Origin of the sequence: Pseudarthrobacter sp. SSS035 (assembly GCF_023273875.1) — a bacterium.
In the GTDB taxonomy this organism is placed as follows: Bacteria; Actinomycetota; Actinomycetes; order Actinomycetales; family Micrococcaceae; genus Arthrobacter.
Genome location: NZ_CP096882.1, coordinates 2032640 through 2057980, shown reverse-complemented (window position 1 = coordinate 2057980; position 25341 = coordinate 2032640). Strand labels below are relative to the sequence as shown.

Sequence of the window (25341 nt, the reverse complement as noted above, 5' to 3'; positions counted from 1 at the left end):
CGCAACCCTTCGCCGAGGGCTGATCGCCTATGCTCAGCAGAGCGCGTCACAGCGCTTTTTGCAGTTCAATGACGAAGCTCAATGACCCGTTCAATGACGAACCACCCGGGAGACACGGCATGACCAACTGGCGCATCAGGGATTTCCATTCAGCAGACCTGGACGGGATCCTGCACCTCTGGGAGTCGCTCAAGGCCACTGATGTGGAGCCCGTCTATGCCCTCTCCGAGGTGCTGGCATCCTGCGAAAAGGACCACGCGGTGGTGGCGGTGCAGGGCGATCAGGTGGTGGGCGCCGCCGTCGGACGCGCCGCGCATGACCAGGGCTGGATCGTCTTCCTGGCCACGCTGCCTGAATACCGCGGGCGCGGGATCGGCACCTCGCTGCTCGCCGCCGTCGAAAACCGCATGGCCCCGCACGGCCTCAACAAGCTCTCCGCGCTGATGCCGGAAGCGGAAACCCGGGTGGAGGCGTTCCTCAGCCGCGGCTTCGCGCTCAAGAAGAACCTGCGCTATTTCGAGCGGACCATCCCCGTCCAGCGCCAGGAACTCGGCGCACTGGGCCAGCTGGGCGGCCGGATCCTGGCCCGGGACCTGTGGGAGAACGTGGCCGGCATGCGCAAGGAGAAGGAACTCCTGGAACGCCGGCTGGTCCTGCCTCTCGCGGAGGCCGACCTCGCCGATGAATACGGCGTGGTGCCGCCGCGTGCCGTGGTGCTGTTTGGTCCTCCCGGCACCGGCAAAACCACGTTTGCGAAGGCCATCGCGTCCCGGCTCGAGTGGCCGTTTGTGGAGGTTTTCCCGTCCCGGCTGGCCTCTGATCCCAAGGGCCTCGCCGGCGCCCTGCGCGAAACATTCCTTGAGATCGCGGAACTGGAGCACTGCGTGGTGTTCATCGACGAGGTGGAAGAGATCGCCTCCCAGCGCTCGGGCGAACCGCCGTCGCCCCTTCAGGGCGTCACCAACGAGCTCCTGAAGATCATCCCGGCGTTCCGCGAACAGCCCGGCCGCCTGCTGGTGTGCGCCACCAACTTCATCCGCGCGCTGGACAGCGCCTTCCTTCGCCATGGCCGGTTCGACTACGTCATCCCCATCGGCCTCCCGGACCGCCAGGCCCGTGAAGCCATGTGGCAGCGCTTCATCCCGGCCGCCGTGGTGGACGATGTGGACGTGGAGCTCCTGGTGGAACGGACCGAGGGCTTCTCCCCCGCGGACATTGAGTACGCCGCCCGCAGCGCCTCCCAGCGCGCGCTGGAAAAGGCAGTGTACGACGACGGCGGCGCGGCTTCCGCGGGCAGCGTTTCAGTCCGCGAGGCGGTCCGGAAGGGGCCTTGCACCGAGGACTACCTCGACGCGATCGGCGATACCCGGACCACCGTGAGCCAGGAGGTCCACGAGCAGTTCCTGGAGGACATCGACGCACTGGGGCGGGTCTAAAACCCCCGGCCCAGGGCGCGAACTGGAAGGAAGGCAACTGCACTCTGGAGCTGGCCACGGCCCCGGCGGTACCTTTGAGCCATGTCCAACAATCCCATCCGGCATGCCATGGCCCGCATGGGCGGCCGCAACCCGCATCAGCAACACCGGGCAGCCACCCCGCTGGAGCTATTCTTTGACCTAACGTTTGTGATTGCTTTCGGAGTGGCCGGCAGCCAGTTCGCCCACGAGGTCGCCGAAGCCCACTTCGGTGCCGGGCTGCTGGCCTTCTCCTTCGCGATGTTTGCCGTGATCTGGGCGTGGATCAATTTCACGTGGTTCGCCAGCGCCTACGACACCGACGACTGGGTGTTCCGGCTGGTCACCCTGGTCCAGATTGTCGGCGTCCTGATCCTGGCGATGGGCATCGAGCCGCTGTTCCACTCGCTCGTGGAGGGCGACCACGTGGACAACGCCGTGATAGTCGGCGGCTACGTGATCATGCGTTTGGCCCTGGTCTGCCAATGGCTGCGCGCGGCGCGGCAGGATCCGGAACGCCGCCAGACGTGCCGGCGCTACGCAGCCTACCTTGGCGTGGTCCAGCTCGGCTGGATCGCTGTGCTGATCATCCGGGCCGACGTTCCCACCACCATCCTCATGACTGTGCCCCTCTTCGTGCTGGAAATGGCTACGCCCTACGCGGCCGAGCGCTCCATGCGGACCCCGTGGCACGCGCACCACATCGCCGAACGCTACGGGCTGCTCGCCATCATCGCCCTTGGCGAATGCCTGTTCGGTGCCGTCGAAACCCTCCGGGTCATCGTAGGCAACCACGGCTGGACGCTGGATGCGGCGTTGGTGGGTTTCGGCGGTACGGCGCTGGCGTTTGGCATGTGGTGGATCTACTTCATACTGCCGACGGGCCAGGCCCTGCACCTCCAGCGGCACCGCGCCTTCTTCTTCGGCTACGGGCATATGCCCATCTTTGCGGCCATCGCCGCAACTGGCGCCGGACTGCATGTGGTGGCCTACTACATCGACCATGCGGCCCACATCAGCGCCGCCGTGGCCGTGGCCAGCATCGCCCTGCCGGTGGCGATCTTCAAAGTGTCACTCACGGCGATGTTCAGCGTCATGATCACAGTGGACCGCACCATCATTGCCGTGGCAGCTGGCGTGCTCGCGGCGCTGGCGGGCAGCGTGGGACTCGCCGCTGCCGGGGTCCCGGTGCCGGTCTGCCTGCTGGTTATCGTGCTCGCGCTGGGCGTTTCAATTGTCCTTGATGAGCGGCTCGACAGAACGCAAATGAGCGCGGCGCTGGAGCGGATGAAGCAGGAGGCTAAGACGTCCCGTCCGACCTAGTGTCCGCCGTGTTCATGGCCTCGACAGTTTCAGCCACCGGTGGTTTCCGCTCGCCCACCGGAGCGTCGTCGTAGGAGAGGTTCTCGTAATCCGTGTCGTCTTCGTCGTCGAGCCTGTCGTCCAACTCCTTCAGCAGCCAGGGATTAACCCGCGCAAGGATCTTGCGGACTTCCTCAACGTCGACGGCGGCATAAAGCACCGGACGGGCATCCCGGTACTTGGTGACCGGCGGCTTGTCCGGCCACTTCGCGGCCAGAGCCCTGACGCGTTCAGGCAGGGAATTGTGGGCGTTGTCGGCGATCTTCACGAGTGCCGCGTCGTGGTCCTCGGCAATGAAGTGCATCCCGGCCTGATAGTCATCGGGGTTGTCGTGCAGCCGGTTGGTGACCCGTTCGATGATGTCCGCTGCCCGCTCGGAAACGCCCATGTCCAGCAATGCCTGCCGCGTGATGGGAGTGTCCTCGGCAATGTCATGAAGGTAACCGGCAATCCGGATATCTTCGTCGAAATCTGCCAGGGCATCACCCACCGCAATCACGTGGTCACGGTAGGGCCTCTTGAGCTTGTCCTTCTGCCGGTTGTGGGCCACCTCGGCCAGGACTCGCGCCGTCTCGACAGTGAATCGCGGTTGAGGGATTTGTGCTTCAGTGAATTCGGGTGCCGACATAGCTCCAGCCTACGCGTAGGGCAGCAGGTGGCCTCACGTCCGCGGGGCCGCAAGCGTCCTTTCGCGCGATGCTTAGGGGCCGGTCCAGACCCACGGTTCCCGCGGGAGGTCCGCCGGGCGGAACGCCGCGAGTGCATGCTCCAGCGTCCCGGCCGGCAGCCCCAGGGACTGCAGGATGAGGTTCCGCACGTCAGCGGCGGAAACGTCGGCACGGGCGAGATCGGCCAGCGTCACGGCGCCGTCGCGCTTGGCCAGCCGGGCGCCGTCGGAATTCACCACCAGCGGCACATGCGCATATTCCGGGGCAGGAATATTCAACAGTGAAGCAAGATATGCCTGCCTCGGCGTGGACGGCAGCAGGTCATCGCCCCGCACCACCTGGTCGACGCCCTGTGCGGCGTCGTCCACCACGACGGCCAGGTTGTAGGCGGTCACGCCGTCGTTGCGGCGAAGGACAAAATCGTCCACCACGCCGGTGAAATCACCGTGCAGCACATCCCGCACGGTGTACTCCGCAACGTCGGCGCGGAGCCGAATGGCAGCCGGACGGGTCGAGCGTTTGAACTCCAGCTCGGCAGGATCGAGGTCCCGGCAGGTGCCCGGATACGCGCCCTGCGGCGCGTGCGGCGCGGACGGCGCCTCCTGGATTTCGCGGCGCGTGCAGAAGCATTCGTAGGTAAGGCCCGCAGCAGCCAGCCGGCCGATCGCTTCGGCATAGACGGCGCCGCGGTCCGTCTGGCGCACGACGGCGCCGTCCCACGTCAGGCCCAAGGCCTCCAGATCGCGGAGCTGCTCCGCCTCCGCGCCGGCCCGCGCCCGGTCAAGGTCCTCGACGCGCAGCAGGAAGTCGCGACCGGAGGACCGGGCGAACAGCCAGGCGAGCATCGCGGTGCGGAGGTTTCCTACATGCAGTTCGCCGGAGGGGCTGGGGGCAAAGCGGCCAGCAGGGGTCATGGACCAACCCTAGTCCGGACAGCACAAGAGCCCCTCAGCTACCGATGACTTCGGGGATCCGACGTCGGTGGCTCAGGGGCTCTTGCCGTGTGTGCAGAATGACCGTGGTGTGAACAAGTGTCAATCAGCGGCGTCCTCCTTGCGGGAGGCGGTGTCCAGTTGCCGGGTGGTGTGCCGGGGTTCCTGTAGCCTGCGGGATTCGGCGGTAGCCTTAGCCCTTGTTGCCACAATTTGAGCAGACGCCATACAGTTGGCACAACTAGCAAGCATTTCATTGGTCAGTCTGACCAACAGGGACCACATACTCCGACAGGAACTGATCAGATTGCAGCAATTGGACGCCACGGACAAGCGCATCCTCAATGCCCTGGACGAGGACCCCCGCGTCCCCGTCATGGTGCTGGCCCAGCGGCTGGGCCTGGCGCGCGGGACCGTCCAGTCGCGCCTGGAGCGGATGACGGCGTCGGGCGCACTCCGTCCCAACAGCAGCCGCGTGCTCCCCTCCGCCCTGGGCAGGGGTGTGGCCGCGGCCGTCAGCGCCGAACTGGACCAGAGCCACCTCAACGAAGCCATCGCGGCGCTCCGTAAAATCCCCGAGGTCCTCGAATGCCATGCCCCGGCCGGCGACACCGACCTGCTGATCCGCGTGGTAGCCACCAGCCCGGACGACCTCTACCGCGTGTCCGAGGAGATCAGGCTCTGCCCCGGCATTGTCCGGACGTCCACCAGCATGTTCCTGCGGGAAGTCATCCCGTACCGGACCACCGGACTGTTGCAGGACTGAGTTCCGTCACTCCGGGCCCGCACTCGACCCCGCACGGGGAGCTCTCCCCATCGCCCTCGCGGACGCATCGCAGCTAGGCTGGCACGGGAATCCACTCAGGGGGAAACATGGCGGGAAACTTTTACGGCGGCGACGTTGCCCAGTTGCGGCAGCTCGCCAAGGACCTGGCAGGCGGCGCCACCAGGTTGAGCCTGCTCGGCCAGCAGCTAAGCAGTGTCATCAGCACCGGCGCCTGGAAAGGGGCCGACGGCGAGCGCTTCCGCAGCGACTGGACGTCATCGCACTCGAAGCTGCTGAAGTCCGCAACGGCCGGGCTGGAGTCGGCATCCAAGTCGCTGCTCGCCAACGCCGACGAGCAGGAGAAGGCCAGCGACGGGGCCGGTTCAGGCGGTGGCTCCGGGAGTGGTGGCAGCGGTTCCGGGAACGGCGCTGCCCAGGACCTGACGGACCGGCTGAACGGCATGACCCCCGAAGAACGCCAGGACTACCTCGGCAGCGAGGAATTCAGGCAGTGGGCGCTTGAAAACCCCGAGGCCGCAAAGGCCGCCCTGGATGCGGCCGCCGATTCGGGGCTGATCGACAAAAGCTCCGAGGAATACGCGGATTTTCTCAGCGACTACTGGAACAACCAGGCCATGCTGGACATGGGCATCGACCCCGCCAGCTGGGACACCTCCAAAGGCACCGAACACAACTGGGAGACCATCAAGAAGGTCTACGACTTCTACGGCCAGGCATACCTCTCCAACCCGGACCTGCAGTGGGCCGGCATGGCCAACATGATCGGCCCGTCCTTCGCGGGCGGCTTCAAGGACATGGCCATGCTGCGGGACCTCGCCCAGCAGATCGCGGACAATCCGGCCTCGGACATCCCGCTCCCCATCCTTGATCAGATCGAACAGCTCGCAGGCATGACCGACCAGGAGATCCGTTACTACGAGACCAGCATGCTGGATATGAACAAGGAGATCTTCCTGGACCAAGCCCGCCAACATGAGGCCTACATGAGCGGCGGAATCGAGGAGATCAATAGACTGCGGGACTCGGGTGCCATCGATACGGGTACCGCCGAGGAATGGGCGAAGATCGATTCCGGCGACCCGGACCTGATCCAGGAAGGCAACACCGCCCTCCTGTACCGCGAGCAGAACGAAATCATCGCGGACGACTACGACGACATGCGGAACCACCCTGGCGGAGAGGCCGTGACGTACCTGGTCACGCTAGCCGGCGAGCCGTCCATCCCGGGCGCCAAGAGCTACCCGGAAGTCTTTCCCTACACCTTCAGCGTGGAGAGCCCCGGCCCGAAAAACGTGCCCTTCACCAACTGGGACAACCCCACGCAGTTCCGCACCGACTTCACCACCGGCTTCCCAGATGGGAACATCTCCCACGCGGACCAGCGGTGGGACCTCATCCGGCAGGACACCCTCCCGGCCTACCAAGACCTCCTGGCGACGGATCCGGGACGTGCGGAGCAGATTATCGGTTCGGACTTCAACGACCGCGTGGAGCAGCACCGCCCCACCAACAACATCCCCGGCATCATGGACCGCTTTGTGGATGGCTTCGGCGCGGAGGTCCACCAGTGAAGACCACATGCCCAACCGCACCTCGGCGCCAGAGCCGGCGGCCCGCCGTCGTACTCCTCGCCCTTGCCGCTTGCCTCGCCCTGACGGGCTGCCAGATCAGTGGCACCACGAACGAACCCACCTCTCAAGGGAGCACCATGAGCACCTCGGAATTTTCCACCCTCGACGCTGCCGGCGTGGACCGGATCCGTGACTCCAAGACCGCCCGGCTGGACATGAGTTCGGGAAAGCTGGAAAAGGCTGCTGTGCGGGTCACGGAAGACAGCTATGGGCCCGAGATCAACACGAAGGACTCGGGAAAGATTAAGCTCACCATCGTTGCTCCGAGCGGCGAGATCAGCGGGGAAACGGACCGCATCCGCTTGAACACCACGAACAAGCGGCCGGACTTCAGCGAGGTCACTTACTTCCTCACCGCTGGCTCTCCCGACGAGTATTTTGAGCTCATCCGGGACGGTGTGGCGCGGTACGGGATTGACGGCGACTCGGCAGAACGCTGGATCGCCGGCGCCCAGCGGGACCCGGAACGAAAGACTGATTTCTCCATCACGTCGGGCACGTCGACGGGCCTGGACGTGAATTACGACCTCCGGTACGACGGCGGCAAGGACACCCAGGTGATCATCGTCCACGTCCGCCCCACGGACTGAGGCAACGCAGGACGGACGCATCTCAAGGGCACAAGCGCTAAAGCGGCGGGCCCGCATTGGACTTGATGTTCTTCATCACCAGCGTGGACGTCAGCCGCTCAACCCCAGGCAGTGACGTGAGCTCGGCGTCGTAGAAGCGCTGGTAGCCGGGCAGGTCCTCGGCGATGACCTTCAGCAGGTAGTCCGGCGAGCCGAACAGCCGCTGGGCCTCCACAATGTTGGGATTGTCCGCCACCCGGTTCTCGAAGATCTCCATGGTGGAGCGGTCCACCTGGCGCAAAGTCACAAAGACAATGGCCTCAAAACCCAACCCGACGGCGGCCGGATCGATGTCCGCCTTGTAGCCGCGGATCACGCCCGACGTCTCCAAATCCCGGAGCCTCCGGTGGCATGGCGCCACCGTGAGCCCGACCTTCGCGGCCAGTGCTGTGGCGGTCATCCGGCCATCCTCTTTGAGGTGGCGCAAAATGTTTCTGTCGATGTGGTCAATCACGCAAATATCTTACCAATTCGGACTCGAACTGAGCGAAAAGGGTAAGCACTTATGGCCGGAAACTTCATAAGGTTTGTCCTGTACCTAATCGGACAGGAGCCCGCCATGAATCCCCAGTTGTTTTTCGCCTTTGTGCTGGTGGCTGTCGCCCTCGCCTGCACCCCCGGCGTGGACTGGGCGTACTCCATCACGGCGGGTCTGCGGCAGCGCAGCTTCGTCCCGGCCGTGGCCGGACTGTGCGGCGGCTACGTCCTGCATACGCTGCTGATGGTGGCAGGTCTCGCGGCCCTGCTGTCCGGCCATCCCGGCGTCCTGGGCTGGCTGACCGTGGCCGGCGCGGGCTACCTGCTGTGGCTGGGCATCAGCACCCTCCGCTCCTGGCGCGGGGCCTCCTTCAGTGCGGCAGACGCCGTCGGGAAGCCCGCCAACCAGCTCCGCACGTTCCTTCAGGGCATGGGCACCAGCGGCATCAACCCCAAGGGGCTGCTGTTCTATGTGGCGCTGGTGCCGCAGTTCGTCAGCCCGGAGGCTTCCCTCCCGGTCCCCGTCCAGTCCGGCCTGCTGGGCCTCACGTTTGTCCTGCTGGCCGGAACCGTCTACACCTGCGTGGCGCTGCTGGCCCGCAAACTCCTGCAGTCACGGCCTGGTGCCGCACGGACAGTCACCCTGGCCAGCGGCATCATCATGGTTGCCCTCGGCGTGGTGCTCCTCTCGGAGCAGCTGGTTCCGCTCGTTGCCGGGCTCACGCAGCAAACCTAGGCTTTGCGCTCCATAAACCATTCCGTGAACTCCGACGCCCGACCGTCCGGTTCGAGGCGGATGACCCACAGGTTGTCGTAGCTGGGATTATCGCCGACGTAGTCCGTGAACCCCTGCACAAAGGCCAGCCCGCCGTCGGTCCCCAGCCCGCTATCAGCCCCAAGCAGCGTCCAGTCAAAGGTCCAGTTCCCGGGGTCGTCCTGCGCCTCCAGCCAGCGGTCCACGATCTGCTCGCGGCCCCGCCATGAGTCGGCATCGTGCGGCCGGGTGGCGTAGACGGCTTCCTCGGTGAACAGTGCCCTGATGTCGTCCGGGTTGTTGGAGGTCCACGCCGCGATGTACTTTTCCATCCAGGACCGGACTGCGTCGCTCATGCCTCCGTTGTACTCCGAGGCGGCCCGGTCCACAAGGCAACGCCACAAGGCAACGCCACCAGGCAAGTCCCTAAGGCCGCCCGCGCCCGAAGCCTATTTCCCGTCCAGGTTTTCCCACTCCTGCTCCCACAGCCGGCGCTCGTCAATGTCCTTGCGGATGACATCGAACGTCGCCAGCTCCGCCGGCCGGCCGCGGAGCCAGTCCCGCGGGTTGAGGGATTTGCGGCCGTTGTCGAGCACCAGCAGGGCACGGTCGGTGATGGCGTCATTGCGGAGCACCACGTCCGTTTTCCGACGGCGGAGCACCTCCTTCAGGGCCTCGTGCGCTTGTGCGTGGGCGCCGAGCCGCCGGAGCACACGCCCGCGGAGCAGCAGCAGGGCCGCCGAGAGGTCGTCGGAGTTCAGCAGCCCCTCGGTCCAGATCACCACTTCCTTATCGCGTCCCAGCGCGAACGCCAGTGCGCAGCGGGCCAAAGCTGAAGGCAACGACGGCGGCAGCCCGGCCACCGTCTGCAGCGCGGCTTCCAGCTGGCCCGTCTCCCGCAGGGAGTGCGACAGGGCCAGGAAGACCGATTCCTGGCTGAACAGCACGGGGACTTCGATGCGCTCGGCAACCTCCACCCGGGTGACCACACGCGTGAGATAGGTGGCCGCATACTGGTTGGCGTCGTCGTCGTTCCTGATGGACAGGCCGCGCTGGAGGAGTTCGGACGCACGCAGGTAGCCGCCGTGCTGGTACGCCAGGAGGCCGGCCATAACGGAACAGAGCCCGGCCCAGCCCGGATACATGCGGCCCACGGCGATGAGCCGCTCAGGTTCCCTGCTGGTGAAGATGGCATCGTGGACTGCTTTGGGCGCCTTGCCCGGCATCCGCTTGAGCCTGGGAACCTCGCCGTCCACGGCAATCAGCGCGGCATCCCGGCCACCCAGCACACCATGGATCAGCCCGCCCACGCTGCCGGCGAGTTCCCGGACAGGGGTCTGCAGGTGGGCGTTCCCGAACGGCGTCAGGTCACGCGCGTCCCGGTAAATCGGTCCTCTGGCATCCCCCGCGGTCATCCCTCCATGCTACGTGGCGGACCTGCGTGCACGCCCTACGTGGCGGCGGCAACCCAGAGCCCGATCACCCAGGTGCTGCCCGCCAGGCACGCCAGCCCGAACTCCGCCAGCATGCCCAGCCCGGTGGCCTTCAGGGCGGCCCAGCTGGTGGTGGTTGCGGTGCGGAAGCGCCGGGTCCGGTGCAGCTCGCTGAGCAGCAGGCCGGCGGCGAACCCGATAAAGAGCCCCACGACGGGGATGATGAACATGCCGATCACGCCCGCCACGAGGCCGATCACCACGCTCCGGCTGGGAATGCCGTGCTGCTTGAGTTTCCGTCCGGTCAGCACGGCGCTGGCCGACATACCGGCCAGCACAAACACCATGCCCACCGCGAAAACCACCCAGCCGATAGCACCGGCTCCGCCCCAGATAGCCCACGCCAGCAGGCTGAGCCCGATCAGGAAGCTGCCGGGCAGGATGGGGATGATGGTGCCCGCCACCCCCACGAGGATCGCCAGGCCGCACAGGATGCTCACCACGGTTTCGGAGTTCATGTGCCCCAGTTTAGGGTGGCGCAGAGGTGAGCTTCGCAGGTTTACTTCACACTTAAAGCCCGACGGCGGTGCGTCCCCTGCGCGGGGAGGCACCGCCGTCGGGCGTTATGTCAGGTTGTATCGGCGGAGGTTACTCGGCTTCCACGGCGGCGGCGACGGCGGCCGTCACTGCCGGGGCAACGCGCGGATCCAGTGGGCTGGGCACGATGTAGTCCACCGAAAGGTCAGCTTCCGCGAGTTCGGCAATGGCGCGGGCCGCGGCGAGCTTCATGGCGGGCGTGATCCGGCGGGCGCCGGCGTCCAGCGCGCCGCGGAAGATTCCGGGGAAGGCCAGGACGTTGTTGATCTGGTTGGGGAAGTCGCTGCGGCCGGTGGCCACCACGGCGGCGTACTTGGCGGCCACCTCGGGAAGGACTTCGGGGTCCGGGTTGGAGAGGGCGAACACGATGGAGTCGGCGTTCATCAGCTTCAGATGCGCCTCGTCCAGCTTCGAGGAGGAAACCCCGATGAACACGTCGGCGCCGAGCAGCGCTTCGCCGGGGCCGCCCGTGACGCTGCGGGGGTTGCTGCGCTGTGCCATCTGGGATTTCTTGCTCTGCGGGTCGGCGGCAATGTCGGCCCGTTCGCGGTTGATGACGCCCTTGGAGTCGAGCAGGACTACATCCGTGATGCCGGCGGCGAGCAGGATTTCGGCGACGGCGATGCCCGCGGCTCCGGCGCCCGAAACCACCACGCGGAGGTCTGCGAGTTCGCGGCCGGTGACCTTGGCGGCGTTCGTCAGGGCGGCGAGGGCCACCACCGCAGTGCCGTGCTGGTCATCGTGCATGACCGGGCAGTCCAGCGCCTCGATCAGCTTCTCTTCCAGCTCGAAGCACCGGGGGGCCGAGATGTCCTCAAGGTTGACGGCGCCGAAGCTGGGGCGGAGGCGGACCAGGGTTTCCACGATCTCATCGACGTCCGTGGTGTTCAGGACCAGGGGAATGGAATCCAGCTCGCCGAACGTCTTGAACAGGGCGGACTTGCCCTCCATCACCGGCAGGGATGCGGCGGCGCCGATGTTGCCCAGGCCCAGCACCGCGGTGCCGTCGCTGACCACAACCACCAGGCGCTGCGCCCAGGTGAGGGTCTTGGCGAGTTCCGGGTTGTTGTGGATGGCGCGGCTGACCTCGGCCACACCGGGGGTGTAGGCGATGGAAAGGTCGCGCTTGTTGGACAGCGGGACCGTGCTGGTCACCGAGAGCTTCCCGCCCTGGTGGGCGTCGAAGATCTCGGCCTCGCTCAGGGCAGTGGCTGCTGAATTGTCGGTCGGTGCGATTACGTCAATGGACACGTCGTTGTCTCCTGGGGCTAGCCGTGGGCGCACGGCGCAGAAAGGCTCAAGCACAGGGAGGCTCAAGGTGGTCATATTCGGCGCTTCGTGGGCCCAATGGTGGCGGGCCCGGGGGTGAAGCCCTTGCAGTTGCTGGTTGCCAGCCACTCCGGTCCTGCCATAATAAACAGCGCCAACGCGCCAGAAAGTGCATTTGGGTGCCCTGGGGCATGACAAATCGTTTAATCAGGCCGTTTTGTGAGCCACGTCACGGCATAAAGACGTATTTATTGGCCGATTGGTCTAGACCAGTTACGCCGATCGGTGGGCAGCGCGGGCCCCGGAAGCTACCGGAGCAAGCAGGGTGCAGGCCTTTTTGAGGTCTTCTTCGGCCTCAAAAAGCGAGAGCCGGCGGTTGCGGACTGACTGGACCAGACCAGTGACGGTCAGCAGGAGCACGCGGGCCGCCACGGCGTCGTCGGAGGCGGTGGCTACAGCCGTTTCGCTCAGGGCATCGATTTCATGCAGGAGCGCCGTGGTGTCCTTGTCTTTGAGGTAGACGCAGCGGGTCAGGCACTGCTCGACGGCGGGCTGCATCACGCGCATATGGAAGATCTCCATCACCACGCCGGTGAGGGCCCGGCCGCCGAAGCTGGCCGCCGACGTGCGGGCCCGGGCCTGAAGCTCGTCCAGCTGCTGGCGGTAGAGCGACAGCATCAGGTGGTTGGCGGTGGGGAAATAGCGGTAGACCGTGCCCGACGGCACGCCGGACTTTTCCGAAATTTCCGCGAGGTCCACGGACTCCAGCCCTTTGCGGGCAAACCCTGCGGCAGACTCAAGGACGCGCGTGTAGCGCAGCCGCTGACGCGGTGTGGAGGGCCGGGCGGCCATGGACGGATGGGCTGAAAGTGTCTCGGGCATCAGGATTCCGGGGTTGTGAATTATGGTGCAGCGGCCGGCGGATCCCCATCCCGGCCGCCCTGCAGTCTGCCTCAACAATACGCCACGCGGCGTTGGCGCCTCAGTCCACGCCCTTGATCTTGACCACGAACACAGCTCCCAGCAGGCCGATGACGGCGGCCGTGGTGAACAGCGTGACGTAGCCGCCGAACTGCGTCACCGCGAGGAAAGCGAGGCCTGTCGCGAACACCTGCGGCAGCGAGGCGGCCACGTTAATGACCCCCATATCCTTGCCGCGGTCCGCGGCCTGCGGCAGCACCTGCGTCAGCAGCGCAAAGTCAACGGCTTGGTAGGCGCCGTAGCCGATACCCAGGATGGCGGCCCCAACCAGGGCGCCGGTCCACACGGGGAAGAACGCCATGGTGAGGCCTGCCATGGCGATCATGACGGAGGAGGCGATCACGAAGGGCTTGCGCTTGCCCACCCGGTCGCTCCAGGGGCCCGCAAGCACCGCAGTAACCATGACCAGCGCCGCATAGATCCCGGTCAGGGTCAGGACTCCCAGCGCCGGGTTCTCATGCTTGAGGACGTCCCCGAGGAAAAAGATCAGGTAAACAATGGTCAGCTGGTTGCAGACGTTGACCAGGAAGCGGGTGAGCCACGCCCAGGCGAAGTCAGGGTGGCGGGCCGGGCTGATCCAGAAGCCCCGGAGGAAACTGCCCCACGAGAACGGCGGCCGGAGCTCCCTGGGCAGCGGCGGGTCATTCCGGTGGAACAGGTACGGCACCACGGAGAACAGCAGGGCGGCCGCACACATGGTGTACCCCACCATGAAGTTTCCCGACACGACAGCCCCGAAGACTGCGCCCAGGAGGATGCCCGCCGTTTGGCCCAGGGCCGCCAGACCCCCCACTCCGCCGCGCTGCAGCACCGGCACCCGGTCCGGGATGGCGGCGGTGATGGCCGCATAGGCCGCGTTGGCGCCCAGCTGGACCAGGCACCAGAACAGGACCATCAGGGCAACAGCCGCGGCTCCGGACATCGCCAGCAAGGCGGCGGTGGCCAGGACGGCGCCGGCCAGGACCCAGGGGGAACGACGGCCGAAACCGGAGACTGTCCGGTCGGACAGCGCCCCGAAGAGCGGATTGGCCACCAGGGATACGGCGGCGCCGCACCCAAGTACGAGGGAAGCGATGGCTTCCTTGTTTGTTTCGTCGATGCCAATGGCCTGCTGGGCGATGAAGATGTTGATGGGTCCGAAGAACGCGGCGTTGATGCCAACATTGACCAGTACCAGACCGGTCACCCATCGCGCGGTGACCTTCGTGGTCGGCTCGGCGAGTGCCGCCGTCGGGCCTTCCGCTCCCGCTTCGGGAGCCGATGCGGCGCTGGGATCCGGTGCTGCGGGTGTGTCGGACAGGCTCATGGCTGGTTCCCCCTGGAACGGTTGGTGATGCTGAAAATCAGACTATCGTGGGCTGCATCGCCCCGCTTTGTTATTCGGAGCCCAACTTGTGCGGCTAAGGAAAAGCGCGGAGCCCGCCACGACAACACCTGGAGATCCAATGACCGCTTCTGCTGCAGGCAACACCACGAGCCCAAACACCGCCGATCTGTACGACGAGCGCGGCGAGGAGCTGGCCTCCGTATCAGTCCAGTTCCAGTCCCTCGGCGGCCGGTCGCACTTCAGCGGGCCCGTACGGACCATCCGGTGCTTCCAGGACAACGCCCTGGTCAAGTCCACCTTGGCCACCCCCGGCAATGGCGCGGTGCTGGTGGTGGATGGCGGCGGCTCGCTGGGCACCGCCCTGATGGGGGACATGATCGCCGAGAGCGCCGTGGCGAACGGCTGGGCCGGCGTCGTAATTAACGGCGCCATCCGCGACCGCGAGGCCATTGCCCACCTGGATCTGGGCGTCAAGGCGCTGGGCAGCAACCCGCGCAAGAGCGCCAAGGCCGGCGCCGGGGAGGTTGACGTGGATGTAGTGCTCGACGACGTGACCTTCCGTCCCGGCGCCACCGTCTGGTGCGATCCGGACGGCATCCTCGTGGAGCGCTGATTTGGGTCCTCCAGCTGCCGTGGGGGCTGCGGTTCCGGACGAAATATCTGGCAGCGGGAATGAAACGCGAACTAACATAGTTACTGAAAGCAACTATCGAGCGTGATCCCTTTTCTTTCCTGGAGTAGCCATGTCCAAAACAACCGCTGTGCGTGCCGCCGGCGAAACCCTGACGCAGCGTCAGATCGTCACTGTGATGGTGGGGCTGATGCTGGGCATGTTCCTGGCATCGCTGGACCAGACCATCGTGTCCACCTCCATCTACACCATCGCCAACGACCTCGACGGGCTGTCCCTCCAGGCGTGGGCCACCACCGCCTACCTCATCACCTCCACCGTCAGCACGCCGCTGTACGGCAAGCTGAGCGACATTTTCGGCCGTCGCCCGCTGTACCTGACCGCCATTGCGATCTTCCTGGTCGGCTCGCTCTACGCCGGCTCAGTGCACTCCATGACGGAACTGGCCATCGCCCGCGGCGTCCAGGGCCTGGGCGCCGGCGGCCTGCTGGCCCTCGCGCTGACCATCATCGGCGACATCGTGTCCCTCAAGGACCGGGCCAAGTACCAGGGCTACTTCATGTCGGTGTTCGGCATCTCCTCCGTGCTCGGCCCGGTGGTGGGCGGCGCGTTCGCAGGTTCGGCCAACATCCTGGGCTTTGACGGCTGGCGCTGGGTGTTCTTCATCAACCTGCCCATCGGCCTGGCGGCCCTGGCTGTGGTGTTTATGTTCCTGCACCTGCCCGCCAAGCACGTGAAGCAGAAGATCGACTACTTCGGCGCAGCGGCCATCACGCTCGCCATCGTCCCGCTGCTCCTGGTCGCGGAACAGGGCCGCAGCTGGGGCTTTACGTCGCTGAACTCCTTCCTCTGCTACGGCCTCGGCGCGATCGGCATCGTCTGGTTCCTGCTGGCTGAAAAGCGCGCCGGCGACTACGCCCTGATCCCGCTCCGGCTCTTCCGGAACGCTACTTTTGGCCTGTCCTCGCTGCTGAACTTCATCATCGGCATCGGCATGTTCGGGGCCATCGCCATGCTGCCCATGTACCTGCAGCTGGTGAAGGGGCTCACGCCCACCGAAGCCGGCCTGATGATGATCACCTTCACCCTCGGCATCCTGACCGGTTCCATCACCGCGGGCCGCACCATTTCGGCGTCGGGCACGTACCGGATCTTCCCCATCGTGGGTACGGGCATCCTCACTGCCGCCGCCGTGGCCATGGGCCTGTCCCTGGGCGTGGACACGGGCCTCTGGGTTCCCGGCGTGATCGCCGTGTTCTTCGGCATGGGCCTGGGGTTCTGCATGCAGCCGCTCACGCTGGCAATGCAGGTCTCCGTGCCGCCGAAGGACATGGGCGTGGGCACCTCCTCCGCGGCGTTCTTCCGCTCCATGGGCGGCGCCGTGGGCACGGCCGTGTTCATCTCCATGCTGTTCAGCCTCGCCGCGAGCAGGATCGCCGAAACGATGAAGTCGGCCATGTCCAGTGCCGACTACCAGGCCGTCCTGCGCGACCCGGCCGTGGCGGCGGACCCCGCCAACGCCAAGCTGTACGAGTTCTTCCAGAACGGGGCATCGAACGAGTCGCTCAATGACACCAGCTGGCTCCACTCAGCGAACAGTGTGCTCACCCGGCCCATCACCGAGGGCTTCGCGTACGCGATCGACACCGTGATGATCACCGCGGCCGTCCTCACCGGGATCGCGTTCCTGATCAGCTTCGCGCTGCCGAACAAAAAGCTGACGGATCCGAAGGTCGCCCCGCGCGGAGACACAGCTGCGGTGGCGGCGCGCTAAGGCAGCAGCTTCGGCTCCCCTTACGGAGACGGAAGACGACGACGACGGCACACCCCGCCGTCGTCGTCTTCCTGTTTCGGCGGGCACAGGTCCGAAGTGGAACGGCGGGCGGTGACGTGCCACACTGTTTAGCGCGTGTGCGCCGGCCTGTGAGCCGGTACCGCAGCCGACGACGTCCGCACCCGCATCCACCCGACCCCCAAACCCAGGGAGCAGCATGCCCACCGCCAAGGAGCAGACCACCGCCAAGATCCCGCAGCGGGTGATCTGGCTGGCACTCGCAGGCGCGGTGGGCGGATTCCTGTTCGGCTTCGACTCCTCCGTGGTGAACGGTGCAGTGGACGCCATCAAGGATGAGTTCGCGCTCTCCGAGGCCGTCACCGGCTTCGCCGTGGCCATCGCCCTGCTGGGCTGCGCGGCAGGCGCGTTCCTCGCCGGCAAAGTCGCCGACCGCTACGGCCGCATCCCCGCCATGAAGCTCGGCGCGCTGCTGTTCCTGGTCAGCGCCATCGGAACCGGCTTCGCCTTCGGCGTCTGGGACCTGATCTTCTGGCGCCTGGTGGGCGGCCTCGGCATCGGCCTCGCGTCAGTAATTGCACCGGCCTACATTTCCGAGATTTCGCCGCGGCAGGTCCGTGGCCGGCTGGCATCGCTTCAGCAGCTGGCCATCACCACCGGTATCTTCGCCGCGCTCCTGTCCGACGCGCTCTTCGCCACCACCGCCGGCGGCGCGGACCAGGCCTTCTGGCTGGGCCTGGAGGCCTGGCGCTGGATGTTCCTCGCCGCGGCGGTTCCTGCAGTGGTCTACGGCTGGATCGCCTACACCCTCCCGGAGTCCCCGCGGTTCCTGGTGTTCCAGGGCAAGGAAGACGAAGCCCGCAAGGTCTTCGCTTCCATCGCCCCGGCCGAGGACACCGACCGGAACATCCGCGAGATCCAGGACGCCATCGAAGAGGACAAGCTGTCCGGCCAGAAGGGCTCGCTCCGCGGCAAGACGTTCGGCCTGCAGGCAGTGGTCTGGGTGGGCATCGTCCTCTCGGTCCTGCAGCAGTTCGTTGGCATCAACGTGATCTTCTACTACTCCACCACGCTGTGGAAGGCCGTCGGTTTCCAGGAGAAGGACTCGCTCACCATCTCGGTGGCAACCTCCATCACCAACATCCTGGTGACGCTCGTGGCCATCGCCCTAGTGGACCGGATCGGCCGCCGCCCCATTCTCCTGGCCGGTTCCATCGGCATGGCGGTTTCACTCGGCACCATGGCGCTGGCATTCTCCGCCGCGGTCGGTTCAGGCTCCGAAATCTCCCTTCCGGGCGCCTGGGGCCCGGTGGCCCTCGTGGCGGCCAACATCTTTGTGGTCAGCTTCGGCGCGTCCTGGGGCCCGCTGGTCTGGGTCCTCCTTGGTGAGATCTTCCCGTCCCGGATCCGTGCCCGCGCCTTGGGCCTGGCCGCAGCCGCGCAGTGGGTGGCCAACTTTGCCATCACGCTCAGCTTCCCCGTGATGGCCGCGGCTTCCCTGCCCCTGACCTACGCCATGTACGCGCTGTTCGCGGCGGCGTCGTTCTTCTTTGTGATGTACAAGGTGCCGGAGACCAACGGCATGTCCCTGGAGCAGGCCGAGACGCTGTTTGTGCCCAAGGGTTCCAAGAAGGCATAGCGTCCGGGGCATACCCCAACTAGTTCAGAGCGTGAGCTTCATGCCCTCATGGCTGGCCTCAAAGCCGAGGCGTTCGTAGAACCGGTGGGCCGCCGTCCGGGTCTTGTGCGTGGTCAGCTGCAGCATGGTGCAGCCGCGGCGCCGGGACTCCTCGATGGCCCACTGCACCATCACATTTCCCAGGCCCTGGCCACGCAGGCTCCCTGCCACGCGGACCGCCTCAAGCTGCGAGCGCCACGAACCCTGCCGCGAAATGCCGGGCAGGAAACTCAGCTGGAAGGTGGCCACGACCGGGCCGTCGGCTGCCCCCATCGGGACGTACTCCCCCACGACCAGCAGGTGGCAGGGGTCGGCGTCGATCGCTTCGAAGGCCCTCTCGTAGGGCGCCATGTCGTGGCCCAGTTCGCGGGCGGAGCCCAGGGAATCGTCGGCCAGCAGTGCCACGATGGCGGGCAGGTCCGCGGACACGGCGTGCCTGAGGCGGAAGGTCCCGCCGTCGACGTCGGCAGTCAGCAAGGTGATCAAGGAGCCGGGGTTCGTGGTCATCTCCCCAGCATTCCACAGCCGGGTTCCTTGTGATCCAGGCGGGCTCGTGCTTGGCTGGGGCCAGCACGGAACAACAGTCATTTGGGGAAGGCCTGGAATGGATCAGCAGACGGTCTCACGTTTGCCGGCAACAACTCTGCGGACAGGAATAATTGTGGGCGTCATCGGCGCCTTCTCGATCATCCTTGCACCGCAAATCATGCAATCGCTGCAGTTAGGGCCAGCCTATTCACAGGCGCTGGGCATGGTCCTGCACACAGCCTTCCAACTGGTCACGTTGTTTTTCCTCCCGTTTTCCGCCGCCCTGATAGCCGCCTCACTAGTCATGCGCTATCTGGATGGATTACTCGCCCGGGTGAGCCAGCCGGAGTCCTGAGGCGCGAGGGTCGCCGAAGAACGTAACGCACGACGCCGGCACTCGGGTGAGTGCCGGCGTCGTACTTTACTGCGAGAGGGTTCCCGAAAAACCCGCAGGATCTGCGAGAGGGTTCCCGAAAAACCCGCAGGACGTGAGAGAGCGTCCTGGCGGTGGGTGCGTGCGGTGAGGGTCAGGCCGGGGCCTTCGCCCCTTCCGCCTGGCGTTCCTCCACCAGCGTGGACACGGCCGCGAACAACGGGTGCTCCGGTGCCAGCCCTGTGATCCTGGCCGTGGCGTCGGCGGACGATGAGGCCGCCAGGATCTGCGCGAGCTCGGTGGCCTCGGCGTCGGCGGGGTCGGTGAAGCGCAGGGCCGCGGCGATGGCACCCAGAAGCGCCTCGGGAACGATCCCGCGTTCTGCGAGCTCAGCCGCAGGGCCGATGAACCGTTCGTGCCGGCTGAGCTTGCGCATCGGGGCGCGGCCCACCCGGTTCACCGTGTCCGGCAGGTGCGGGTTGGAGAACCGGACCAGGATCTTCTGGACATAGGCTTCCTGCTCGTCGTTGCTGAAGCCGTGCTTGGCCACGAGGAGCTGCTTGGTTTCCTCCAGGACCGCGCGGACGTCTTCCGCCACGTCCTGATCGGCCATGGCCTCGGAGATCTTTTCCAGCCCGGCCTCAAAGCCGAAGTACGCAGCCGAGGCGTGCCCCGTATTCACGGTGAAGAGCTTCCGCTCGATGTAGGGCGAGAGCTGGTCCACGAAGGTTGCGCCCGGGATGACCGGGGCCGCATCGCCAAACGCCGTCCGGTCGATGACCCATTCGTAGAACGTCTCCACGGTCACATCCAGGCCCTGGCCAGGCGCCTGGTTGGGCACGATCCGGTCCACGGCGGTGTTCGCAAACACCGCCGCGGCGTCCAGGGACCCGGCGGCGTCGTCCCAGAGAGCGGCGACTTCGGCCCGCAGGATGTCCGTGGCGTTGATGGCGTTCTCGCAGGCCATGACCTGCAGCGGCGCCAGCCCGGCAGCCCGCGCTGCGATGCCCTTGGTGATGGCGGGCGCCACGAACTTCAGGATGTGCGGCCCCACGGCGGTGGTGACGATGTCCGCCGTCGCGATTTCCCGCACCAGCTCCGCTTCCTGCGTGCCGGAGTTCAGCGCGCGGAAGTTGTCCACCGTCCGGACGGTGGGGTTCTCCCCCACCTCGTGGACGTTGTAGCTGTCTGCTGCCGTCAACTGGTCGATGAGTGCGTCCGCGACATCCGCGAACACCACCTCATACCCGGCCTGGTGCAGCAGCAGCCCCACAAAGCCGCGGCCGATGTTCCCGGCTCCGAAATGTACCGCCTTCACTATGCGTTCACCTTTCCGAACAGCTCCAGGACTTCCTCAACGGACGTAGCCGCTTCCAGCTGGGCCACCTGGGCCTTGTTGGTGAAGACCTTCGCGATGGAGGACAGGATGTGGAGGTGTTCGTTGTTGATGCCGGCCACGCCCACCACGAACTTGACCTGCTTGCCGTTCCAGTCGATGCCGTCCGGGTAGCGGATCACGCACACCGCGGACTTCAGGATGTGGTCCTTGGCGGCGTTGGTGCCGTGCGGGATGGCCAGGAAGCTGCCCATGTACGTGGATACGGATTCCTCACGCTCGTGCATGGCCGCGAGGTAACCCTCGTCCACGGCGCCGCGGGCCAGGAGAAGCTGACCTGCTTCGTCGATGGCCGCGTCACGGGTGGTGGCTGTGCCGTTAAGGATGACGCTGTCGGCTACGAGGATGTCCGACGGCGCCGCCGTCTCTGCAGGTGCCGCACCGCTGGCAGCGGCGGGTGCCGCATCCGCCGGGGCACTGGCAGCGTGCGCGCCGTGGCCGGCGCCAGCTGCGGTGCCGGCAGCACCGGCGGCGGCAGCACCGGCGTCGGCAGCACCGGCGTCGGGCGTTGAGCCTTCGGTGTTGTGCTCCTTGACCAGTTCCACAATCTCGTCGTACCGCGGGCTGTTCATGAAGTTATCCACCGAGAAGTGCGCGGCGCTGGAGGTGACGGGCTTGGCGCGTTCGGTCAGGTCCTGGTGGGTGATGACAACGTCGTAGGTGTCACTGAGGTTGGCGATCGCGGCATTGGTGACCTTGACGTCCGGGAAGCCGGCAGCCTTGATCTTGTTCCGCAGCACCGAGGCGCCCATGGCACTGGAGCCCATGCCGGCGTCGCAGGCGAACACGATGTTCTTGATGGGGCCGGCCAGGACAGCCGTGCCCACGCCTGCACCGGCGCCGGTCAGCACCGAGGAGACGGAGCTCTTTTTGCCCTTCATGGCCTCCATCTTGGACGTGGCATCGCTCAGGTCCACCTCGTCGCTGTGCTTGGTGGTTTTCAGGATCACCGAGGCCACCAGGAACGAAACCGTGGTGGCGAGCACCACCGCGAGGATCACCCCGACGTAGCTGTCACGGGAGGTCTGGGCGAGCACGGCGATGATCGACCCAGGCGCCGCCGGCGCCACGAGGCCGGAGCCGGTGATGGCCAGGGTGGCGATGCCCGTCATGCCGCCCGCGATCGCGGCCAGGATCAGCAGCGGGCGCATCAGGACGTACGGGAAGTAAATTTCGTGGATGCCGCCGAAGAAGTGGATGATCGCTGCGCCGGAGGCCGAACCCTTGGCCAGGCCCTTCCCGAAGAACATGTACGCGAGCAGGATGCCCATGCCGGGGCCGGGGTTGGCTTCAAGCAGGAACAGGATGGACTTGCCCTGCTCCAGCGACTGCTGGATGCCCAGCGGGGTCAGCACGCCGTGGTTGATGGCGTTGTTCAGGAACAGCACCTTGGCGGGCTCGATGAAAATGCTGGTGAGCGGTAGCAGGCCGTTGTTGACCAGGAACTGGACCACATTGCCGGCGGCCGTACTGAAGGCCTGGACCAGCGGCGAGATGCCGTAGAAGCCCAGCATCGCCAGCAGCGCGCCCCAGATACCGGCCGAGAAATTGTTGACCAGCATCTCGAAGCCCGGGCGGATCTTGCCCTCCCACAGGAGGTCGATCTTCTTCATGGTCCAGCCGCCCAGGGGGCCCATGATCATGGCGCCGATGAACATCGGGATGCCGGCGCCCACAATGACGCCCATGGTGCCGATGGCTCCCACCACGCCGCCTCGGACGTCGTAGACCATCCGGCCGCCGGTGTAGGCGATCAGCAGCGGCAGCAGGTAGGTGATCATGGGGCCAACCAGGCCCACATTAGGCACTCCCTCGGCGTTGGTGTCGAAGCCACCGAGGGCAGGGACCGGGATCCAGCCCTTCTCAATGAAGAGGGCCGTGATGAGGCCCCACGCGATGAACGCGCCGATGTTGGGCATGATCATGCCGGACAGGAACGTCCCGAACTTCTGGACGTGAACCCGCAGGCTGGTGCGGGGTTTCGCAACTGTCTCTGTTGCCATGTGCTTTCCTAACCGTCATTCCTGCTGCAGCGCAGGATGGGTCCGATACTTACGACGACGTGCTGGTGGAGATTCGGTGAAGCCATTCGAGGAACAGCTTGAGTTCCGAGCTTGAAAGCTGGTCTGAGTGCGAAGCCTGAAGTGCGGCATTCAGGGCAATCGCTGCCACCACTACCGAGGACTTGCCGGAGTCTTCCGGCGCGGCCCCTTCGGCCTGTGCCGCAGACACCGCAAAGATCATGGCGTCCCGGGTCATGGTGGACAGTTCAAGGTTCCGTTCGGCGGCGGGTTCCGCAATCAGCATCAGGGTCACACCCACGTTGGCTGCCAGGATGGACCTGGCTGCTTCGCGCGGCTGGACGTTCAGCTGGCCCGCTGCCGCTGCCTTGTTCAGCATCTCCTCCATGAGCGCCTCGGCATCGGCAACGATGGCAGGGCGGCTTTCCGGACGGATATTGCCGAACATCACCAGGTACAGTTCCGGCTGCTTGAGCCCGAACTGGACGTGGTTATCCCACATCCGCCGGATGTCTTCCAGCGGATTTCCGGACGGGGCGAAGTCCCTCTCGCCCGCAACATACTCTTCAAAACCTGCGGCGACGACGGCGTCGAAGAGACCTTCCTTGTCACCGAAGTGGTGGTACAGCGTGGGCGCCGTAACCCCTGCCAGCTGCGTGATCTGGCGGGTGGAGACGGATGCTCCCGAGGACTTTGCCAGCAATTCGGCCGCTGCACGCAACAGACGCATTTTGGGGGGAAGCTGGCCATCCAAACTCATAGCCGCTACCCTATCACCTATAGCATTGCTATATGAACTGAATCACATACAATTTTTTCAGGCACGTTTCCGCCCTCGCACATAGTGGTCGCGGCGGCCCCGGCATGGCGCCGGGATAACCTTGGCGGGCCTGGCTACCGGCAGAGAATGAGGACCTTCAGTGCAGACCTTCCCAGGAGTTGGCGTCAGCCCCGGCCGCATCATCGGAACCGTCCGGCAGATGCCCAAACCGATCAGCGAACCCCCTGCAGGCGAGCAGCTGGCCGGCGGTACGTCCGCCGAAGAAGCCACGGCCGGGCTCAAGGCAGCCTCTCAGTCCGTCCACGACGAACTTAAGGCCCGGGCCGCGCACGCCACAGGAGATGGCAAGGCCGTCCTGGAGGCCACAGCGCTGATGGCCAAGGACACCATGCTGATCAAGGGCGCGGCCAAGCTCATTGCCCGCGGCCTCTCGAGCGAGCGCGCCATCTGGGAATCCGGTTCCTCCGTCGCGGAGATGCTCCATAACCTGGGCGGCTACATGGCCGAACGCGCCACCGACGTCCTGGACGTCCGCGCCCGGATCGTGGCGGAACTCCGCGGCGTCCCTGCGCCCGGCATCCCCACCTCCAGCACGCCCTTCATCCTGGTTGCCGAGGACCTGGCACCGGCCGACACCGCAACCCTGGACCCGAACAAGGTCCTGGCACTCGTAACAGCCGGCGGCGGCCCACAGTCCCACACCGCCATCATTGCGCGTTCGCTGGGCCTGCCCGCCGTTGTGGCTGCCGTAGGGGTGGACGAACTCGCTGACGGCACGGAAGTCTATGTTGACGGCGCCGCAGGCAGCATCACCGCCGATCCCGACAGCTCGCTGCGTGCCGCAGCGGATGCGTGGGCGGCCACAGCTTCCCTGCTGGCCGAGTTCAGTGGCACGGGCACGACGGCGGACGGCCACCTGGTACCGCTGCTCGCCAATGTGGGCGGCGGCAAGGACGCCGAGGCGGCCGCCAAGCTGGGCGCCCAGGGTGTGGGCCTCTTCCGCACCGAATTCTGCTTCCTGGAACGCGACACCGAGCCAAGCGTGGAGGAACAGGCCGCGGCCTACAAGAGCGTTTTTGACGCGTTCCCGGGAAAGAAAGTGGTTCTTCGTACGCTGGACGCCGGCGCCGACAAGCCCCTTCCCTTCCTGACCGACTCCACGGAACCCAACCCGGCCCTGGGCGTCCGCGGCTACCGCACGGACTTCACCACACCGGGCGTGCTGGACCGCCAGCTGGAAGCCATCGCCTTGGCCGAGAAGCAGTCCGAAGCGGACGTGTGGGTCATGGCCCCCATGATCTCGACGGCGGAAGAGGCCGCCCGATTCGCCTCAATGTGCGCCGACGCCGGCATCAAGACGCCCGGCGTGATGGTTGAAGTCCCGTCCGCCGCACTCACCGCCGAGGCCATCCTGCGCGAGGTGGGTTTCGCGAGCCTGGGCACCAACGACCTCACGCAGTACGCCATGGCGGCCGACCGCCAGCTGGGCCCGCTGGCCAACCTCAACACCCCGTGGCAGCCTGCCGTGCTGCGCCTCGTGGGATTGACGGTGGAAGGCTCCCGCGCGGAAGGCCACAACAAACCCGTGGGCGTCTGCGGTGAGGCGGCCGCTGACCCGGCCCTCGCCGTCGTACTTACCGGGCTGGGTGTCACCACGCTTTCCATGACCGCGCGGTCCCTGGCCGCCGTGGCCGCGGTGCTGAAGACCGTCACGCTGGCCGAGGCGCAGCAGCTGGCCAAGCTGGCCCTGTCCGCGCCCAGCGCCACCGAAGCCAAGGCCTGGGTACGGGAAAAACTGCCCGTCCTCGAGGAACTCGGCCTCTGACCGGCCGGTTCGTAC

General features: G+C 66.0%; 24 protein-coding genes. 11 read left to right on the top strand and 13 right to left on the bottom strand.

What is annotated here, in order from left to right:
• Positions 1-119 precede the first annotated feature (119 nt).
• Positions 120-1436 carry an ATP-binding protein gene (locus tag MUN23_RS09450; protein WP_248763552.1) on the top strand — a complete coding sequence of 439 codons (1317 nt, stop codon included), beginning with the start codon at positions 120-122 and terminating at the stop codon, positions 1434-1436.
• Positions 1437-1517: 81 nt separating this feature from the next.
• The gene (locus MUN23_RS09445) at positions 1518-2777 is read left to right on the top strand and encodes a low temperature requirement protein A (RefSeq protein ID WP_248763551.1); all 1260 of its coding nucleotides are present in this window, start codon (positions 1518-1520) and stop codon (positions 2775-2777) included.
• Here the strand turns inward: MUN23_RS09445 and MUN23_RS09440 are convergent.
• Complete coding sequence (locus MUN23_RS09440) at positions 2755-3444, bottom strand: phosphohydrolase (RefSeq protein ID WP_248763550.1); 690 nt, start codon at positions 3442-3444, stop codon at positions 2755-2757. The genes MUN23_RS09445 and MUN23_RS09440 overlap by 23 nt on opposite strands.
• Before the next feature lie 72 nt (positions 3445-3516).
• Positions 3517-4398, bottom strand: coding sequence for a tRNA glutamyl-Q(34) synthetase GluQRS (gene gluQRS, locus MUN23_RS09435; RefSeq protein WP_248763549.1), 882 nt, complete (start codon positions 4396-4398; stop codon positions 3517-3519).
• 325 nt (positions 4399-4723) lie between these two features.
• On the opposite strand from gluQRS, the gene MUN23_RS09430 reads away from it, so the two are divergent.
• From MUN23_RS09430 to MUN23_RS09420, 3 genes are all read left to right on the top strand, one after another.
• Positions 4724-5182, top strand: a complete 459-nt coding sequence (locus MUN23_RS09430; protein WP_248763548.1) for an Lrp/AsnC family transcriptional regulator — start codon at positions 4724-4726, stop codon at positions 5180-5182.
• Positions 5183-5289: 107 nt separating this feature from the next.
• Complete coding sequence (locus MUN23_RS09425) at positions 5290-6774, top strand: WXG100 family type VII secretion target (protein WP_248763547.1); 1485 nt, start codon at positions 5290-5292, stop codon at positions 6772-6774.
• Positions 6775-6911: 137 nt separating this feature from the next.
• Complete coding sequence (locus MUN23_RS09420) at positions 6912-7424, top strand: hypothetical protein (RefSeq protein ID WP_371876005.1); 513 nt, start codon at positions 6912-6914, stop codon at positions 7422-7424.
• 37 nt (positions 7425-7461) lie between these two features.
• Here the strand turns inward: MUN23_RS09420 and MUN23_RS09415 are convergent, their stop codons facing one another.
• Positions 7462-7917, bottom strand: coding sequence for an Lrp/AsnC family transcriptional regulator (locus MUN23_RS09415; protein WP_083510350.1), 456 nt, complete (start codon positions 7915-7917; stop codon positions 7462-7464).
• Between the two features lie 105 nt (positions 7918-8022).
• On the opposite strand from MUN23_RS09415, the gene MUN23_RS09410 reads away from it, so the two are divergent.
• On the top strand, positions 8023-8676 hold the full coding sequence (locus MUN23_RS09410) for a LysE family translocator (RefSeq protein ID WP_248763545.1): 654 nt from the start codon (positions 8023-8025) through the stop codon (positions 8674-8676).
• Here the strand turns inward: MUN23_RS09410 and MUN23_RS09405 are convergent.
• The 6 genes from MUN23_RS09405 to MUN23_RS09380 form a co-directional block, all read right to left on the bottom strand.
• On the bottom strand, positions 8673-9050 hold the full coding sequence (locus MUN23_RS09405) for a nuclear transport factor 2 family protein (protein WP_248763544.1): 378 nt from the start codon (positions 9048-9050) through the stop codon (positions 8673-8675). The two genes, MUN23_RS09410 and MUN23_RS09405, sit on opposite strands and share 4 nt — an antisense overlap.
• 93 nt (positions 9051-9143) lie before the next feature.
• Positions 9144-10109, bottom strand: a complete 966-nt coding sequence (locus tag MUN23_RS09400; protein ID WP_248763543.1) for a hypothetical protein — start codon at positions 10107-10109, stop codon at positions 9144-9146.
• A gap of 35 nt (positions 10110-10144) precedes the next feature.
• Positions 10145-10645 carry a DUF456 domain-containing protein gene (locus MUN23_RS09395; RefSeq protein WP_248763542.1) on the bottom strand — a complete coding sequence of 167 codons (501 nt, stop codon included), beginning with the start codon at positions 10643-10645 and terminating at the stop codon, positions 10145-10147.
• 130 nt (positions 10646-10775) lie between these two features.
• Entirely contained in the window at positions 10776-11975 is a 1200-nt protein-coding gene (locus MUN23_RS09390; RefSeq protein ID WP_058930754.1) for an NADP-dependent malic enzyme, read from the bottom strand.
• Between the two features lie 291 nt (positions 11976-12266).
• A complete protein-coding gene (locus MUN23_RS09385; RefSeq protein WP_248763541.1) occupies positions 12267-12875 on the bottom strand; it encodes a TetR/AcrR family transcriptional regulator in 609 nt (202 codons plus the stop codon).
• A gap of 100 nt (positions 12876-12975) precedes the next feature.
• Complete coding sequence (locus MUN23_RS09380; RefSeq protein WP_248763540.1) at positions 12976-14280, bottom strand: MFS transporter; 1305 nt, start codon at positions 14278-14280, stop codon at positions 12976-12978.
• A 139-nt stretch (positions 14281-14419) separates the two neighbouring features.
• Here MUN23_RS09380 and rraA point away from each other — a divergent pair, with 139 nt between their 5' ends.
• From rraA to MUN23_RS09365, 3 genes are all read left to right on the top strand, one after another.
• On the top strand, positions 14420-14914 hold the full coding sequence (rraA, locus tag MUN23_RS09375; protein WP_248763539.1) for a ribonuclease E activity regulator RraA: 495 nt from the start codon (positions 14420-14422) through the stop codon (positions 14912-14914).
• Between the two features lie 130 nt (positions 14915-15044).
• On the top strand, positions 15045-16706 hold the full coding sequence (locus MUN23_RS09370; RefSeq protein ID WP_248763538.1) for an MDR family MFS transporter: 1662 nt from the start codon (positions 15045-15047) through the stop codon (positions 16704-16706).
• 217 nt (positions 16707-16923) lie between these two features.
• Positions 16924-18363, top strand: coding sequence for a sugar porter family MFS transporter (locus MUN23_RS09365; protein ID WP_248763537.1), 1440 nt, complete (start codon positions 16924-16926; stop codon positions 18361-18363).
• A gap of 24 nt (positions 18364-18387) precedes the next feature.
• On the opposite strand, the gene MUN23_RS09360 is transcribed toward MUN23_RS09365, so the two are convergent.
• Positions 18388-18909 carry a GNAT family N-acetyltransferase gene (locus MUN23_RS09360; RefSeq protein WP_248763536.1) on the bottom strand — a complete coding sequence of 174 codons (522 nt, stop codon included), beginning with the start codon at positions 18907-18909 and terminating at the stop codon, positions 18388-18390.
• A 97-nt stretch (positions 18910-19006) separates the two neighbouring features.
• Here MUN23_RS09360 and MUN23_RS09355 point away from each other — a divergent pair, with 97 nt between their 5' ends.
• Entirely contained in the window at positions 19007-19285 is a 279-nt protein-coding gene (locus MUN23_RS09355; RefSeq protein ID WP_248763535.1) for a hypothetical protein, read from the top strand.
• A 172-nt stretch (positions 19286-19457) separates the two neighbouring features.
• On the opposite strand, the gene MUN23_RS09350 is transcribed toward MUN23_RS09355, so the two are convergent.
• Genes MUN23_RS09350 through MUN23_RS09340 form a run of 3 tightly spaced genes read right to left on the bottom strand, consistent with a single transcriptional unit; the run spans position 19458 to position 23480 of the window.
• Positions 19458-20621, bottom strand: a complete 1164-nt coding sequence (locus MUN23_RS09350) for a mannitol-1-phosphate 5-dehydrogenase (protein WP_248763534.1) — start codon at positions 20619-20621, stop codon at positions 19458-19460.
• Positions 20621-22702 carry a PTS mannitol transporter subunit IICBA gene (locus MUN23_RS09345; protein WP_248763533.1) on the bottom strand — a complete coding sequence of 694 codons (2082 nt, stop codon included), beginning with the start codon at positions 22700-22702 and terminating at the stop codon, positions 20621-20623. The genes MUN23_RS09350 and MUN23_RS09345 overlap by 1 nt, the downstream gene beginning before the upstream one ends.
• A 49-nt stretch (positions 22703-22751) precedes the next feature.
• A complete protein-coding gene (locus MUN23_RS09340; protein WP_248763532.1) occupies positions 22752-23480 on the bottom strand; it encodes a TetR/AcrR family transcriptional regulator in 729 nt (242 codons plus the stop codon).
• A gap of 160 nt (positions 23481-23640) precedes the next feature.
• Between MUN23_RS09340 and ptsP the strand changes: the two genes are divergently transcribed.
• Entirely contained in the window at positions 23641-25326 is a 1686-nt protein-coding gene (gene ptsP, locus MUN23_RS09335; protein WP_248763531.1) for a phosphoenolpyruvate--protein phosphotransferase, read from the top strand.
• The last annotated feature ends 15 nt before the right edge of the window (positions 25327-25341 follow it).

What these genes read in the sequence shown, in the direction of transcription:
- MUN23_RS09385 (WP_248763541.1), bottom strand. Translation starts at nt 12,875, where the DNA reads ATGCCCGAGACACTTTCAGCCCATCCGTCCATGGCCGCCCGGCCCTCC.
- MUN23_RS09420 (WP_371876005.1), top strand. Translation starts at nt 6,912, where the DNA reads ATGAGCACCTCGGAATTTTCCACCCTCGACGCTGCCGGCGTGGACCGG.
- MUN23_RS09365 (WP_248763537.1), top strand. Translation starts at nt 16,924, where the DNA reads ATGCCCACCGCCAAGGAGCAGACCACCGCCAAGATCCCGCAGCGGGTG.
- rraA (WP_248763539.1), top strand. Translation starts at nt 14,420, where the DNA reads ATGACCGCTTCTGCTGCAGGCAACACCACGAGCCCAAACACCGCCGAT.
- MUN23_RS09355 (WP_248763535.1), top strand. Translation starts at nt 19,007, where the DNA reads ATGGATCAGCAGACGGTCTCACGTTTGCCGGCAACAACTCTGCGGACA.
- MUN23_RS09440 (WP_248763550.1), bottom strand. Translation starts at nt 3,444, where the DNA reads ATGTCGGCACCCGAATTCACTGAAGCACAAATCCCTCAACCGCGATTC.
- MUN23_RS09360 (WP_248763536.1), bottom strand. Translation starts at nt 18,909, where the DNA reads ATGACCACGAACCCCGGCTCCTTGATCACCTTGCTGACTGCCGACGTC.
- MUN23_RS09340 (WP_248763532.1), bottom strand. Translation starts at nt 23,480, where the DNA reads ATGAGTTTGGATGGCCAGCTTCCCCCCAAAATGCGTCTGTTGCGTGCA.
- MUN23_RS09345 (WP_248763533.1), bottom strand. Translation starts at nt 22,702, where the DNA reads ATGGCAACAGAGACAGTTGCGAAACCCCGCACCAGCCTGCGGGTTCAC.
- MUN23_RS09425 (WP_248763547.1), top strand. Translation starts at nt 5,290, where the DNA reads ATGGCGGGAAACTTTTACGGCGGCGACGTTGCCCAGTTGCGGCAGCTC.
- MUN23_RS09405 (WP_248763544.1), bottom strand. Translation starts at nt 9,050, where the DNA reads ATGAGCGACGCAGTCCGGTCCTGGATGGAAAAGTACATCGCGGCGTGG.
- MUN23_RS09395 (WP_248763542.1), bottom strand. Translation starts at nt 10,645, where the DNA reads ATGAACTCCGAAACCGTGGTGAGCATCCTGTGCGGCCTGGCGATCCTC.
- MUN23_RS09410 (WP_248763545.1), top strand. Translation starts at nt 8,023, where the DNA reads ATGAATCCCCAGTTGTTTTTCGCCTTTGTGCTGGTGGCTGTCGCCCTC.
- MUN23_RS09370 (WP_248763538.1), top strand. Translation starts at nt 15,045, where the DNA reads ATGTCCAAAACAACCGCTGTGCGTGCCGCCGGCGAAACCCTGACGCAG.
- MUN23_RS09380 (WP_248763540.1), bottom strand. Translation starts at nt 14,280, where the DNA reads ATGAGCCTGTCCGACACACCCGCAGCACCGGATCCCAGCGCCGCATCG.
- gluQRS (WP_248763549.1), bottom strand. Translation starts at nt 4,398, where the DNA reads ATGACCCCTGCTGGCCGCTTTGCCCCCAGCCCCTCCGGCGAACTGCAT.
- MUN23_RS09450 (WP_248763552.1), top strand. Translation starts at nt 120, where the DNA reads ATGACCAACTGGCGCATCAGGGATTTCCATTCAGCAGACCTGGACGGG.
- MUN23_RS09400 (WP_248763543.1), bottom strand. Translation starts at nt 10,109, where the DNA reads ATGACCGCGGGGGATGCCAGAGGACCGATTTACCGGGACGCGCGTGAC.
- MUN23_RS09445 (WP_248763551.1), top strand. Translation starts at nt 1,518, where the DNA reads ATGTCCAACAATCCCATCCGGCATGCCATGGCCCGCATGGGCGGCCGC.